The organism is Allobosea eneae (genome assembly GCF_042657265.1).
GTDB classification, from domain to species: Bacteria; Pseudomonadota; Alphaproteobacteria; order Rhizobiales; family Beijerinckiaceae; genus Allobosea; species Allobosea eneae.
In genome coordinates, this window is the sequence record NZ_JBHSLW010000009.1 from 308018 (window position 1) to 321566 (window position 13549).

General features: G+C 66.7%; 12 protein-coding genes. 6 read left to right on the forward strand and 6 right to left on the reverse strand.

Features of this window, described 5'->3' with window-relative positions; translation table 11 throughout:
* Window positions 1–87 precede the first annotated feature (87 nt).
* The 4 genes from ACFPOB_RS07775 to gatB form a co-directional block, all read right to left on the reverse strand.
* Window positions 88–795, reverse strand: coding sequence for a glutathione S-transferase N-terminal domain-containing protein (locus ACFPOB_RS07775; protein ID WP_377797212.1), 708 nt, complete (start codon window positions 793–795; stop codon window positions 88–90).
* 114 nt (window positions 796–909) lie between these two features.
* Window positions 910–1395 carry a GNAT family N-acetyltransferase gene (locus ACFPOB_RS07780; RefSeq protein ID WP_377797214.1) on the reverse strand — a complete coding sequence of 162 codons (486 nt, stop codon included), beginning with the start codon at window positions 1393–1395 and terminating at the stop codon, window positions 910–912.
* Window positions 1396–1426: 31 nt separating this feature from the next.
* Window positions 1427–1933 (reverse strand): GNAT family N-acetyltransferase, encoded by a 507-nt coding sequence (locus tag ACFPOB_RS07785; RefSeq protein WP_377797216.1) that lies wholly within the window; start codon window positions 1931–1933, stop codon window positions 1427–1429.
* Window positions 1930–3411, reverse strand: coding sequence for an Asp-tRNA(Asn)/Glu-tRNA(Gln) amidotransferase subunit GatB (gene gatB, locus ACFPOB_RS07790; RefSeq protein WP_377797218.1), 1482 nt, complete (start codon window positions 3409–3411; stop codon window positions 1930–1932). Before gatB ends, ACFPOB_RS07785 begins: the two co-directional genes overlap by 4 nt.
* A gap of 251 nt (window positions 3412–3662) precedes the next feature.
* On the opposite strand from gatB, the gene ACFPOB_RS07795 reads away from it, so the two are divergent.
* The 3 genes from ACFPOB_RS07795 (at window position 3663) to ACFPOB_RS07805 (ending at window position 8772) form a co-directional block, all read left to right on the forward strand.
* Window positions 3663–4796: an efflux RND transporter periplasmic adaptor subunit gene (locus tag ACFPOB_RS07795; protein WP_377797220.1), complete on the forward strand. Its 1134-nt coding sequence runs from the start codon at window positions 3663–3665 to the stop codon at window positions 4794–4796.
* 73 nt (window positions 4797–4869) lie between these two features.
* Window positions 4870–8055: an efflux RND transporter permease subunit gene (locus tag ACFPOB_RS07800; protein WP_377797221.1), complete on the forward strand. Its 3186-nt coding sequence runs from the start codon at window positions 4870–4872 to the stop codon at window positions 8053–8055.
* A gap of 12 nt (window positions 8056–8067) precedes the next feature.
* Window positions 8068–8772, forward strand: coding sequence for a glycine-rich domain-containing protein (locus ACFPOB_RS07805; RefSeq protein ID WP_377797223.1), 705 nt, complete (start codon window positions 8068–8070; stop codon window positions 8770–8772).
* 8 nt (window positions 8773–8780) lie between these two features.
* Here the strand turns inward: ACFPOB_RS07805 and ACFPOB_RS07810 are convergent, their stop codons facing one another.
* Entirely contained in the window at window positions 8781–9371 is a 591-nt protein-coding gene (locus ACFPOB_RS07810) for a DUF2345 domain-containing protein (RefSeq protein ID WP_377797225.1), read from the reverse strand.
* A 141-nt stretch (window positions 9372–9512) separates the two neighbouring features.
* Between ACFPOB_RS07810 and ACFPOB_RS07815 the strand changes: the two genes are divergently transcribed.
* On the forward strand, window positions 9513–10970 hold the full coding sequence (locus ACFPOB_RS07815) for a cryptochrome/photolyase family protein (protein WP_377797226.1): 1458 nt from the start codon (window positions 9513–9515) through the stop codon (window positions 10968–10970).
* 9 nt (window positions 10971–10979) lie between these two features.
* Window positions 10980–11804 carry an aminoglycoside 3-N-acetyltransferase gene (gene aac(3) / locus ACFPOB_RS07820; protein WP_377797228.1) on the forward strand — a complete coding sequence of 275 codons (825 nt, stop codon included), beginning with the start codon at window positions 10980–10982 and terminating at the stop codon, window positions 11802–11804.
* Window positions 11805–11849: 45 nt separating this feature from the next.
* Here the strand turns inward: aac(3) and ACFPOB_RS07825 are convergent, their stop codons facing one another.
* Window positions 11850–12659 carry an SDR family NAD(P)-dependent oxidoreductase gene (locus ACFPOB_RS07825; protein ID WP_377797229.1) on the reverse strand — a complete coding sequence of 270 codons (810 nt, stop codon included), beginning with the start codon at window positions 12657–12659 and terminating at the stop codon, window positions 11850–11852.
* 146 nt (window positions 12660–12805) lie between these two features.
* Between ACFPOB_RS07825 and ACFPOB_RS07830 the strand changes: the two genes are divergently transcribed.
* Window positions 12806–13534 (forward strand): alanyl-tRNA editing protein, encoded by a 729-nt coding sequence (locus ACFPOB_RS07830; RefSeq protein ID WP_377797231.1) that lies wholly within the window; start codon window positions 12806–12808, stop codon window positions 13532–13534.
* Window positions 13535–13549: the final 15 nt, after the last annotated feature.

Sequence of the window (13549 nt, forward strand, 5' to 3'; positions counted from 1 at the left end):
TGAGCATTGCTTACCCGTCATTGCGGGCTCGCCCTCTCCGCCATGCAAGCCCTTGTGAGGAGAATGACCGCAGCGCTCGGTCGGCGCTCAACGCGCCTTCTGGCCGAACAGGACAGCCTTTTCCTCTGGCGTCGAGATGCCGGCCGGGTTGCGCAGCTCCTCGGCAACCTTGAGGCCGCGCTGCACGGCGGGCCGCGCCAGCATCGTCTCGAGCCAGCGCCCGACATTGGGAAACTGCTTGATGTCCTGGCCCTGGCGCTCCCAGCCGCGGGCCCAGCCGACGCAGGCCATGTCGGCGATCGAATAGTCGTCGCAGATATAGTCGCGGCCTTCGAGGCGCCGGTTCAGCACGCCGTAGAGGCGGTTCGCCTCGTTGGTGTAGCGGTCGATCGCGTAGGGCACCTTCTCGGGCGCATAGATGCGGAAGTGATGGGTCTGGCCGAGCATCGGGCCGAAGCCGCCCATCTGCCAGAACAGCCACTCGTCGACGGCGACGCGGCCGCGCTCGTCCGTCGGATAGAACTGCCCGGTCTTGCGACCGAGATATTGCAGGATCGCGCCGGATTCGAACACCGAGATCGGCTTGCCGTCCGGCCCATCGGGATCGACGATCGCCGGCATGCGGTTGTTCGGCGAGATCGCCAGGAATTCCGGCTTGAACTGATCGCCCTTGCCGATGTTTACCGGGATGACGTTGTAGGGTAGCCCGGTTTCCTCGAGCATGATGGTGATCTTCCAGCCGTTCGGCGTCGGCCAGTAATGGAGATCGATCGGCTTGCCCTGCACTGCTGACATTGTCCCAGTCCTCGCGGGTTGTTGCGGGTCGACAGGACATCTAGGCCTCGGGCGAGCCTCCTGTAAGAACCCAGCCTGCGCGCCGGGCGCGGGCGCGGCATGCGGGCAACGCGCTCACAGCTCCAGCTTGAAGCCCTCATGGCTCTGGTCGAAGCCGAGGCGACGATAGAAGCGGTGCGCCGCCTCGCGCGACTTGTTCGAGGTGAGCTCGACCAGGCCGGCGCCGTTCTGGCGAGCGAAGTCGACCGCATGGGCGACCATGGCCTCGCCGATGCGCCGGCCGCGCAAGGCCGGATCGACATGGACGCTTTCGAGCTTGGCGCGCTTGCGGCCGCGATTGATCAGGCCGGGAATCAATGTGACCTGCAGGGTGCCGACGACCTCGCCCTCCAGCTCGGCGACGAAGAGCGTGTTGTGCGGGCTGGCGGCAACCTCGTCGAAAGCGTCGAGATAGGAGGGATGTGCCGCCTCCTGCGCGATCTCGCCAGCGCTGCGCGTCTGCTTGGCGGAGCCGAGCATGATCAAGGTGGCGATGCGGGCTGCGTCCTCCCGGCGTGCCTCGCGCATCGTGACGCCGGAAAGGGCGGCGGTCTCGGTCATCTCGGTCTCCGTGGATTTGCCGGCGATGCCCTCAGATCATCACCAGGCGCTTGGCCATGATCAGCGTGTTGGGCGTGTCCTCGCGCCCATCGAAGCGAGCCTGGCGCTGCAGGAAGAAGCCCATGCGCTCATAGAAGGCGATCGCCAGCTCGTTCTGGCTCTCGACCTCGAGCCGCGCCACCGGCGCCTCGGGAAAGCAGGCGAGCGCGACCTGCAGCAAGGTACGCCCGATTCCCTCGCCCTGCCGCGCCGGCGAGACATAGAGCCGCGTCAGCATCGCCGCCCGGTCGGGCTCGCGGCGAGCAGAGGCGGTACCGACGATCTCCTCGCCCAGAAGCGCAACCAGGAAGACGCCGCTGTCGCGGCCGAGCTGGGCCGCCAGCGCATCGAGCGAGTGCCAGGCATTGGTGATCTCGGCGACGCGGCGCCAGCCATAGATGCCGTCATAGGCGTCGTGCCAGGTCTCGACCAATAGCGAGCGGACCGCCGGCAGATCGGCGGCGAGCGCATCGCGGATGATCAAGTCCTTCTGCGTCACTCGATGCCTAATTTCTTCTTCAGGATCTCGTTAAGCGCCTGCGGATTGGCCTTGCCGCCCGAGGCCTTCATCGCCTGGCCGACGAACCAGCCGAGCATGGTCGGCTTCGCCTTGACCTGCTCTACCTTGTCCGGATTGGCGGCGATGATCTCGTCGACCGCCTTCTCGATCGCGCCGGTGTCGGTGACCTGCTTCATGCCGCGGGCCTCGACGATCTCGCGCGGGTCGCCACCCTCGGTCCAGACGATCTCGAACAGGTCCTTGGCGATCTTGCCCGAAATCACGCCCTCGCCGATCAGATCGACCAGGCCGCCGAGCTGCGCCGCCGAAACCGGCGAGGCCGAGACGTCCTTGCCTTCCTTGTTGAGGCGGCCGAACAATTCGTTGATCACCCAGTTCGCAGCGGCCTTGCCGTCACGCCCCTTCGCGACCGCCTCGAAATAATCGGCCTGCTCGCGCTCGGCGACCAGCACCGAGGCGTCATAGGGCGAGAGCCCGTATTCGGCGATGAAGCGAGCCTTCTTGGCGTCCGGCAGCTCGGGCAGATGCGCCTTCAGCTCGGCGATGAAGGCGTCGTCGAATTCGAGCGGCAGCAGGTCCGGATCGGGGAAATAGCGATAGTCGTGCGCCTCTTCCTTGGAGCGCAGCGAACGGGTCTCGCCCTTGCCTGGATCGTAGAGCCGGGTCTCCTGGTCGATCGTGCCGCCATCCTCGAGGATACCGATCTGGCGGCGGGCCTCGACCTCGATCGCCTGCCCGATGAAGCGGATCGAGTTGACGTTCTTGATCTCGCAGCGCGTGCCGAAGGGCGCGCCCGGCTTGCGCACGGAGACGTTGACGTCGGCGCGCAGGTTGCCCTTCTCCATGTCGCCGTCGCAGGAGCCGATATAGCGCAGGATGGTGCGCAGCTTGGAGACATAGGCCTTGGCCTCGTCGGCCGAGCGCAGATCCGGCTTGGAGACGATCTCCATCAGCGCAACGCCCGAGCGGTTGAGGTCGACGAAGCTCATGGTCGGGTGCTGGTCGTGCATCGACTTGCCCGCGTCCTGCTCGAGATGCAGGCGCTCGATGCCGACACTGATCTGCTCGGTCGGCGACAGATCGACCGCGATCTCGCCCTCGCCGATGACCGGGTGCTTGTACTGGCTGATCTGGTAGCCCTGCGGCAGATCGGGATAGAAATAGTTCTTGCGATCGAAGACCGAGCGCTTGTTGATCTGGGCGTTGAGGCCGAGGCCGGTGCGGACCGCCTGGCGCACGCACTCCTCGTTGATCACCGGCAACATGCCGGGCATCGCCGCGTCGACAAGGCTGACATGGGCATTCGGCTCGCCGCCGAAGGCGGTCGAGGAGCCGGAGAACAGCTTGGCGTTGGAGGTGACCTGCGCATGGATCTCGAGGCCGATCACGATCTCCCAGTCGCCGGTCGCGCCCTTGATCAGCTTCTTCGGGTCGGCGGGACGGACATGCGCATTCATGAGAGGACTTCCATGCGGTGTTGCTGCTGACGCGGGCGCGCGCGTCCTCCAGGTAGAGCTTCCGCCCGTCGCCAGCAAGCGCATGTGCGCGGCCGGCTTCACGGAGTCTTGCAACGACAATGAGCCGCCGCGATGAAAATTACACCAAAATGTCGAGTGAAGAAACTTGACAATCGTCAGCGGGATGGAGTTGTTGCGCGTTGGCCGGAAACCGTGAAGGTTGCGCCGCGCCCGCATTTTCGGAGTTTCACATGATCCGCCGCTCCAGCCGGGCCTTCGTCGCCCTGGCGGTCCTGCTTCCGGCCCTCTCAGCCGAGGCTCTTGCGCAAAGTGCGCCGCCGGCCCCCCCGGTCACCGTCGCGACCCCGCTCGCCAAGCGCGTCACCAATTGGGACGAGTTCACCGGCCGGTTCGAGGCCAGCGAGCAGGTCGATGTGCGCGCCCGCGTCTCGGGCTTCGTCGAGTCCGTGCATTTCCGCGATGGCGACCTCGTCAAGTCGGGCGATCTGCTGTTCACCGTCGACCAGCGGCCCTACAAGCTCGCCGTCGACGCTGCCCGGGCCGAGGTGGCGCGCGCCAAGGCGCAGGTCGACCTCGCCCAGAACGAGGTCGAGCGCGCCGAAGGCCTGACGCAGAACCGCACCATCACCGCCCGCGACATCGACCAGCGCCGCGCCAATCTCAACAGCGCGATCGCCAGCCAGCAGGCGGCCGAGGCCAATCTGAAGACGGCCGAGCTCAATCTCGAATGGACGCAGGTGCGCGCGCCGCTCGCCGGCCGCGCCTCGAACCGGCGCGTCGACGCCGGCAACCTGATCGCCGGCGGCCAGTCGGGCGCGACGCTGCTGACCACGATCGTCGCGGTCGATCCGATCAAGTTCGTCTTCGACGCCTCCGAGGCCGACTATCTGCGCTATTCGCAATCGCAGGATCTGCGCAAGCCCGGCACGCCGGTTCGCGTGCGGCTTTCGAACGAAACCAAATGGGACCGCGAAGGCAAGATCGACTTCGTCGACAACGCGCTGAACGCCCGCTCGGCGACGATCCGCACCCGCGCCGTCTTCCCGAATCCGGACGGCCTGTTGACGCCTGGCACCTTCGGGCGGCTGCGGCTGTTTGCCGGCGAAGCCGATGCCCTGCTGGTGCCGGACTCGGTGATCGTCTCCGACCAGGCCAACAAGATCGTGCTCACCGTCGGCGCTGAGAACAAGGTCGTGCCGAAGCCGGTTCAGCTCGGCGCGATCAGCGACGGGCTGCGCGTCATCACCAAGGGCCTGACCCCGGCCGACAAGGTGATCGTGACCGGTATCGCCAACCCGATGGTGCGCCCGGGCGTGGCTGTGACGCCGCAGCCGACCGAGATCAAGGCGGCCGCCGCCAACTGATGGCCTGAACAGGCCGCGCCAAGAGCGGACGGCATCTTCCGTCCGCCCTCCTCTCTTTGGCCAGGACCAAAGCATGTTCCGCTTCGCCCATTTCTTCATCGACAGGCCGATCTTCGCCACCGTGCTCTCGGTGCTGCTGACGATCGCCGGCGCCATCACGCTGCGCACGCTGCCGATCGCTGAGTATCCCGAGATCGCCCCGCCGACGGTTACGATCACCGCGAACTATCCGGGCGCCTCGGCAGAGGTCGTCGCCTCGACGGTGGCCGCACCGATCGAGCAGGAGGTCAACGGCGTCGACGACATGCTCTACATCTCGTCGCAGTCGACCGGCGACGGGCGCGTGACGATCAACGTGGTCTTCAAGGCCGGCACCGATGTCGACCAGGCCCAGGTGCTCGTGCAAAACCGCGTCTCGGCCGCCGAGCCGCGCCTGCCGCAGGAGGTGCGCGCGCTCGGCCTGCAGGTCCGCAAGGCCTCGCCGGACTTCCTGATGGTCATCCACATGCTGTCGCCGGACGGCTCGCGCGACCAGCAATACGTCTCGAACTACACCACGCTCAACGTCAAGGACGTGCTGACCCGCGTCGAGGGCGTCGGCGACGTGCAGGTCTTCGGTGCGCGCGACTATTCGATGCGCGTCTGGCTCGATCCGGCCAAGGTCGCGGCCCGCAACCTGACCGCCGGCGACGTCGTCGCCGCGATCCGCGCCGCCAACATCCAGGTCGCGGCGGGCGCGATCAACCAGCCGCCGGCGACGTCGGATGGCGCCTTCCAGCTCTCGGTCAACACGCTCGGCCGCCTGACCAGCATCGACGAATTCTACAACATCGTCGTCCGCTCCGATGCCGATGGCGGCACGATCCGCGTGCGCGACATCGCCCGCGTCGAGCTCGGCGCGCAGGACTATCTGTCGAACTCCTATCTCGACAACAAGGAAGCCGTCGCGATCGGCGTGTTCCAGCGCCCCGGCACCAACGCGCTAGCTGCGTCTGACGCTCTCATCCGGACGATGAAGACGCTGTCGGCCAACTTCCCGGCCGGCGTCGAATACACCATCGTCTACAACCCGACGGAGTTCATCCGGGAATCGGTCTCGGCCGTGGTGACGACGCTGTTCGAGGCGGTCGTGCTCGTCGTGATCGTCGTTATCCTGTTCCTGCAGACCTGGCGCGCCGCGATCATCCCGATCATCGCGATCCCGGTCTCGCTGGTCGGCACCTTCCTGGTGATGAGCGCGGTCGGCATCTCCTTCAATACGATCTCTCTGCTGGCGCTGGTGCTGGCGATCGGCATCGTCGTCGACGACGCGATCGTCGTTGTCGAGAACGTCGAGCGCTATCTGGCGCAGGGCATGAGCGCCGTGGACGCGGCCCACAAGACCATGGACGAGGTCGGCGGCGCCCTGCTCGCGATCGCCCTGGTCCTCTGCGCCGTGTTCATCCCGACCGCCTTCATCACCGGCCTGCAAGGCACGTTCTACCAGCAGTTCGCGGTGACGATCGCAGCCTCGACGGCGATCTCGTGCTTCGTCTCACTGACGCTGTCGCCGGCGCTGGCCGCGATCCTGCTGAAGCCGCACAGCCATGAGGAGCCGAAGGGCTTCCTGGCCGTGCTCAGCGCGCCGCTGCGCTGGTTCTTCAAGTACTTCAACAAGGGCTTCGACTGGCTCTCGCGCGCTTATGGCGCGGTGACCTCGCGCCTGATCCGCTTCGGCGTCATCATGCTGCTGGTCTATGCCGCGCTGATCGCCGTTGCTGGCCAGCGCCTCGCCGCCATCCCGACCGGCCTCGTGCCGCAGCTCGACCGCGGCTACTTCATCGCTGTGTTCCAGCTGCCGCCGGGCTCGTCGCTGCCAAGAACCGACGCAGTCATCCGGAAGGCGACCGACATCCTGCTGTCGCGGCCGGGCGTCGCCCATGCCGTCGCCTTCGCCGGCCTCGATGGCGCGACCTTCACGCTCGCGCCCAATGCCGGCGTCGCCTTCGTCACGCTCTCCGACTTCCGCGAGCGCGCCAAGGCCGGTCTCACCACTCAGGCCATCCTCAACGACCTGCGCACCCAACTCTTCGGGATCGGCGAGGCCTTCGCGCTGATCATCGAGCCTCCGGCGGTTCCAGGAATCGGCAGCGGCGGCGGCCTCAAGGGCTATGTCCAGGATCGCGGCGGACGCGGCCTGCCCGCCCTGGAAGCCGCGACCTGGGCGGTGGCGGGCACGGCCGGCCAGACACCGGGCATCCAGCAGCCCTTCACCCTGTTCTCGACCAGGACGCCGCAGATTTATGCCGATATCGACCGCACCAAGGCCGAAATGCTCGGTGTGCCAGTGACCCGCATTTTCGAGACGCTGTCGGTCTATATGGGCTCGGCCTATGTCAACGACTTCAACATCCTCGGTCGCACGTTCCGCGTCACGGCCCAGGCCGACAACCCCAACCGGCTCGACATTCGCGACGTTGCCGATCTGAAGACGCGCAATGCCGATGGCGAGATGGTGCCGATCGGCTCGGTCGCGACCTTCTCCGACACGACCGGCGCCTATCGCGTGCCGCGCTACAACCTCTATCCGGCAGCCGAAGTGCAACTGTCGATGGCGCGCGGCTACTCGACCGGTCAGGGCATCGCAGCGGTCGAGCAGATCGCGCAGAAGGTCCTGCCGGCCGGCTTCGGCTTCGAATGGACCGAGATCGCGCTGCAGGAGAAGCTCGCCGGCAACACCGCGATCATCGCCTTCGGCCTCGCCGTCGTCTTCGTCTTCCTGCTGCTGGCGGCGCTGTACGAAAGCTGGACCTTGCCGCTGGCGGTCATCCTGATCGTGCCGATGTGTATCCTCGCGGCCATGGTCGGCGTCGACTACCAGAACTTCGACCGCAACGTGCTTGTCGATATCGGCCTCGTGGTGCTCGTCGGCCTTGCGGCGAAGAATGCGATCCTGATCGTCGAATTCGCCAAGCAGGCCGAGGACGAGGGCATGAGCCGGCGCGATGCGGCGATCGCGGCGGCCAGGACCCGGCTGCGGCCGATCCTGATGACCTCGCTCGCCTTCATCCTCGGCGTGCTGCCGCTGACGATCTCGATCGGCGCCGGCGCCGAAATGCGCCAGGTGCTCGGCGTCGCCGTGTTCTCGGGGATGATCGGCGTGACCGCCTTCGGCCTGCTGTTCACCCCGGTGTTCTACGTCGTGGTGCGCTGGCTCGCCTCGCTCGGCAGCAGGAAAAAGCTGGCGGAGCCAAAACAGGCGACGCCGCAGGCGCACTGACGGGGCAGAGCAATGAGCGCCGCCGCCATTATCATCGGCATGATGGTGGCGGTCGTTCTCCTGCTCGTCGCGGGCAAGGCGCTGGCTTCGTACAAGCGCCTGCGCCGCGCGGAGTTCATCCGCCGCTACCCTTGGCCACGCGGACTGCTCGACAAGCTGGACGCCCACCATCCCGGCTTCACCCGCAAGGAGACGGCGCTGGTCTCCGAAGGCCTGCGGCAGTTCTTCCTGGCCTATCTCAACTCCGGGCGACGCGAGGTCGCGATGCCCTCGCAGGTCGCGGACGATCTCTGGCACGAGTTCATCCTCTACACCCGCGACTATGGCCGCTTCTGCAACCAGGCCTTCGGACGCTTCCTGCACCACACGCCGGCGGTCGCCTTGCGAGAGGGCGCGCCCAGCGACAATTCTGCGCTGCGCCGCGTCTGGTGGCATTGCTGCCGCGACGAAAACATCGACCCGATCCGCCCGACGCGCCTTCCGCTGCTGTTTGCGCTCGACACCAAGCTCAAGATCGCGAACGGCTTCGCCTACACGCCCGATTGCGAGGCGCTCAGGCGCAATGGCGACCGCGGCACGCAATGCGGCGGCGACTTCTCCAGCTCGTCATTCGACGGCGGCACCAGCGGCTTCGGCGACAGCGGCAGCTCCGATGGTGGAGGCGGCGATAGCGGCGGAGGCGATGGTGGCGGCTGCGGCGGTGGCGGCGGCGACTGAGCCGAGCCTCAGTTCTGCTTGATCTTCGAGCCTTTGATCACGACGTCAGAGCTCGCCGTGACGTTGATCTTGCCGCTCGCCCGGATGCTCACGTCCTTGCCCTTGAGATCGACAGAACCGTCCTTCTTCAGGTCGAGCTCGGCCGAGCCTGCGTCGAGCAGAATGGCGTCGGCAGCCTTGACCGCGAGCGACTTGCCGCTGGCGATCTCGAAATCCTTGCTGCTGTCGAGATCGATGCTGACGGCGGCTGCGACCTCGAAGGCCCGCGTCGCCAGGCTGATCTCGCGATTGGCGTTCATGGTCAGCGCAGTGCCGGCGAAAACGCCGATGCTGGTTCCCGCGGTAGTCCGCATGCCGGCGCCGACATTGACGACATAGGCCGAGCCGACCGCCGTGCGAAAATTGCTGCCGACCGTGAGCGCCAGCTCGGCACCAACATTGATGGTGCAGGTGCCGCCGACCGTGATCGAGAGCCCGGCCGGGGCGGTGATCGCGACAGTGCCGCCACGCCCGACATTGACCGCCTGCAGCAGGGCCGCGAGCTGCGCTTCGAGTGCGGCGATCCGGCGACTCAAGGCCTCGACTTCCGGACTCGCCATGGCCCATCCCCTGCTTTTGCGCGCAGCCGACCTAATCTATCACGAACTGCGGCGGCTCGCGGCAGCCCTATCCCTTTGCGCCACGAAACCAATCCGCCTCAATAGGCGTATCAGAGCACCGCAGCGAGAAGGCCCGATCGAGTGACAGCACGCCCTGCCCTGCTCTGGTTTCGCGACGATCTGCGCCTGTCCGACAATCCGGCCCTCAGAGCTGCGATCGAGCGCGGTCCGCTGATTTGCCTCTACATCCTCGACACATCGCCCGATCGCCGGCCGCTCGGCGGGGCAGCGCGCTGGTGGCTGTCGCGCTCGCTGACGGCGCTGTCGGAGGCCATCGCGGCCAAGGGTGGCGAGCTGCTCATCCTGCGCGGCGATCCGGCGGAGCTGTTGCCGCGCGTCGCTCGCGAGACGGGTGCCGGCTACGTCGCCTGGAACCGACGGTACGACAAAGCTGCGATCGAGCTCGATAAATCGCTGAAGGCCACGCTCATCGACAGCAGCATCGAGGTCGAGAGCTTCAACGCCAATCTGCTCAACGAACCCTGGCAGGTCACGACCAAGGCGGATGGGCCGTTCAAGGTGTTCACGCCCTATTGGCGCGCCGTGCGCGAACGCGGCGAGCCGTCGGCGCCGCTTCCGAAACCGCGCCAGCTCAGCAAGGCCCGACTGCCGGCCGCGCTACGCCAGCAGGCTCTCGCGGTCTCGGATCTTGCCCTCGAACCGACGGCGCCCGACTGGGCCGGCGGGCTGCGTGAAGCCTGGACGCCCGGAGAAGATGGAGCCCGGCAGCGTCTCAACGCTTTCGTAGGCGAGGCGATCGCCGGATATCGTGAAGGGCGAGATCGGCCGGATAAGCCCTCGACCTCTCGGCTGTCGCCACATCTGCGCTTTGGCGAGATCAGTCCGCGCCAGATCTGGCATGCGACGACGGCGGCGCTGGCGGCAGGCGATACGCCGGGTTCGGCTGGCGACGTCGAAAAATTCTTCAGCGAGATCGGCTGGCGCGAGTTCTCCTACCATCTGCTCTTCCACAATCCGGGCCTCGCCAGCGTCAACTATGATCGCCGCTTCGACGCGATGTCCTGGGAGAAGGACGAAACCGGCCTGAAGGCGTGGCAGAAGGGCCTGACCGGCTATCCGATCGTCGATGCTGGCCTGCGCGAGCTCTGGCAGACCGGATGGATGCATAATCGTGTCCGGATGATCACCGCGTCCTTCCTGATCAAGCATCTGCTGACCGATTGGCGCGCCGGCGAGACCTGGTTCTGGGACACGCTGGTCGATGCCGACCCCGCCAACAATCCGGCGAGCTGGCAATGGGTCGCCGGCTCCGGTGCCGATGCCGCCCCCTATTTCCGTGTCTTCAATCCGGTGACACAGGGCGAGAAATTCGATCCGAAGGGCGTCTACGTCCGGCGTTTCATCCCCGAGTTGGCTAGGCTCGACGACAAGTTCATCCACCGCCCCTGGGAAGCGCCGGCGGGCGAACTGAACAAGGCGGGGATCGTTCTCGGCCAGGACTATCCAAAGCCGATCATCGCGCTGGACTTCGGCCGCCAACGCGCCCTCGACGCCTTTGCCGCCCTTCGTTCAGAATAGCCCGCCACCATGACGCCGCCTCCCGCCTCCTTCGTCACGCGCGCTTCGCTGGCCGTTGATCTCACCAAGCTCGGCCTTGCTCCTGGCGATGCCGTGATGGTCCACGCGGCCGTGAGCAAGGTCGGCCGTCTGCTCGATGGCCCTGACACCATCATCTCCGCGCTCTGCGATGTCATTGGCCACGAGGGCACCGTCCTCGCGTATGCCGATTGGGAAGCGCGCTATGAAGATCTGTGCGACGAGGACGGCCGCGTGCCGCCGGAATGGCGCGACCACATCCCGCCCTTCGATCCGCAGCGCTCACGCGCGATCCGCGACAACGGCGTGCTGCCGGAGTTCCTGCGGACGACGCCCGGTGCATTGCGCAGTAGCAATCCTGGCGCCTCCATCGTCGCGCTCGGAGCGAAGGCGGAATGGTTCACCGCCGATCATCCGCTCGACTACGGCTATGGCGAGGGCTCGCCGCTCGCCAAGCTCGTCGCCGCCGGCGGCAAGGTGCTGATGCTCGGCGCTCCGCTCGACACGCTGACGCTGCTACACCATGCCGAGCACCTGGCCGACATCCCCGGCAAGCGCATCAAGCGGGTCGAGGTGCCGCTGGCGACGCCGGCCGGCAGGCAATGGCGCATGATCGAGGAATTCGATACCGGCGATCCGATCGTCGACAGGCTGGCCGAGGACTATTTCGCGGAGATCGTGACCCAATTTCTCGCCAGCGGCCAAGGCCGACAGGGTTTGATCGGTAGCGCTTCTTCCGTGCTGGTCGGTGCGGCGGCGATCACCGCCTTTGGCGTGAGCTGGCTCGAAACGCGGTTCGGCTCAGGCTCGCCGTGATTGTGAACGCCACCGCCCAAGCAGTTGGGCACAGAATCTTCTCCGCTACACCGCCCCGTCGCGCCTGCCGCCGCGATGCTCGCCGGCCAGTTTTCGGATCGCCCAGAAATAGGCCGGGTAAGGCAGCAATCGCATCCCCTTCATTAGCCAGGCGAGACGACGGGGGAAGACGATCTCGAAGCCGCCTCGGGCAAAGCCCTCGACGATGCGCACGGCCGCCGCCTCCAGCGACACCATGAACGGCATCGGAAAGCTGTTGCGCTTGGTCATCGGAGTTTCGACGAAACCCGGATTGACCAATTGCAGGCGGATGCCGTGCCGTTCGCAATCGAACCGCAGCGCCTCGCAGAGATGGATCGCAGCCGCCTTGGAGGCTCCGTAGGCGGCCGCGCCCGGCAGGCCGCGATAGCCCGCCAGCGAGGCGTTGACCGCGATCTGGCCCTTGCCGCGCGAGGCCATGCGCTCGGCGACGGCGGCGGCGCCTCGCACGACACCGATGAGATTGACCGCGAAGACCTGCTCAAAGGCGGCGACGTCGATCAGGCCCGGTCCGTTGCGCGGGGCGATGCCGGCATTGAGGAAGGCGAGCGCGATCGGCCCGTGCACGCTCTCGATGCCCTCGACCACTGCGGCCATGGCGGCGGGATCGGCGACGTCGCCGACATGGGCGACGATCCGCCCCGGCAGCCCGCCGGCGCTGAGCGCCAGCGCCTCGAGCTTGTCGAGCCGGCGCGCCGTCGCGGCGACCGTCCAGCCGCGCCGCGCCAGTTCCAACGCCACAGCCGCGCCGATGCCGGAGCTCGCCCCGGTCACCCAGGCGACGCCATCCTGCGGTTCGATGCGCGGCGGGGTCATGTCTCGATCGGGCCTCCATGCCGCGGCAGTCTTGTGCCGGACCCTAGTGATGACAGGCCCGCAGCGGAAGCCCTGCCGATGACGGGGCCACTTGGCCTCCACCGGCTTTTCCAGCCCGGCCTCGCCTGCGATAAACCGAGCGAACCATGGAGATCGCGATGCCGACCGAATTGCTGTTCCGAGACGACGCCTATCTCAGCGAGACGCCCGCGACCGTCGTCGCGATCAATGAGCGCGGCGGAATCGAGCTCGATCGGACCGTATTCTACGCCACTGGCGGCGGCCAGCCGGGCGATGCCGGCGTGCTCGTCCGCGGCGACGGCTCCGAAATCGCGATCGGCACCGCGATCTACAATCCCGAGGACAAGAGCCGCGTCCTGCATGTCCCGCTCGAAGGCCAGGCGGCGCCCGCCATCGGCGATATCTTAACGGCAAAGCTCGACTGGGAACGCCGGCTGAAGCGCATGCGCATCCATACAGCCTTGCACCTGCTCAGCGTCGTCCTGCCCTATCCGGTCACCGGCGGCGCGATCGGCGACGGCGACGGAAGGCTCGACTTCGACATCCCCGAAGGCGGGCTCGACAAGGCCGAGCTGACCGAGAAGCTCAACGCCCTGGTGGCGAAGAACGCAGCGATCAGCGAGCGCTGGATCACCGACGAAGAGCTCGATGCCAATCCCGGCCTGGTCAAGACGATGTCGGTCAAGCCGCCACGCGGCTCAGGCCGGGTCCGGCTGGTCTCGATCGAGGGCATCGACCTGCAGCCCTGCGGCGGCACGCATGTGCGCAACACCTTGGAGATCGGTGCCGTCGCCGTCACCGATGTCGAGAAGAAGGGCAAGCAGAATCGGCGCGTGCGCATCGCACTCGCGTGAAGTTTCCATCATAAC

What these genes read in the sequence shown, in the direction of transcription:
- ACFPOB_RS07775 (WP_377797212.1), bottom strand. Translation starts at nt 795, where the DNA reads ATGTCAGCAGTGCAGGGCAAGCCGATCGATCTCCATTACTGGCCGACG.
- ACFPOB_RS07780 (WP_377797214.1), bottom strand. Translation starts at nt 1,395, where the DNA reads ATGACCGAGACCGCCGCCCTTTCCGGCGTCACGATGCGCGAGGCACGC.
- gatB (WP_377797218.1), bottom strand. Translation starts at nt 3,411, where the DNA reads ATGAATGCGCATGTCCGTCCCGCCGACCCGAAGAAGCTGATCAAGGGC.
- ACFPOB_RS07795 (WP_377797220.1), top strand. Translation starts at nt 3,663, where the DNA reads ATGATCCGCCGCTCCAGCCGGGCCTTCGTCGCCCTGGCGGTCCTGCTT.
- ACFPOB_RS07800 (WP_377797221.1), top strand. Translation starts at nt 4,870, where the DNA reads ATGTTCCGCTTCGCCCATTTCTTCATCGACAGGCCGATCTTCGCCACC.
- ACFPOB_RS07805 (WP_377797223.1), top strand. Translation starts at nt 8,068, where the DNA reads ATGAGCGCCGCCGCCATTATCATCGGCATGATGGTGGCGGTCGTTCTC.
- ACFPOB_RS07810 (WP_377797225.1), bottom strand. Translation starts at nt 9,371, where the DNA reads ATGGCGAGTCCGGAAGTCGAGGCCTTGAGTCGCCGGATCGCCGCACTC.
- ACFPOB_RS07825 (WP_377797229.1), bottom strand. Translation starts at nt 12,659, where the DNA reads ATGACCCCGCCGCGCATCGAACCGCAGGATGGCGTCGCCTGGGTGACC.
- ACFPOB_RS07830 (WP_377797231.1), top strand. Translation starts at nt 12,806, where the DNA reads ATGGAGATCGCGATGCCGACCGAATTGCTGTTCCGAGACGACGCCTAT.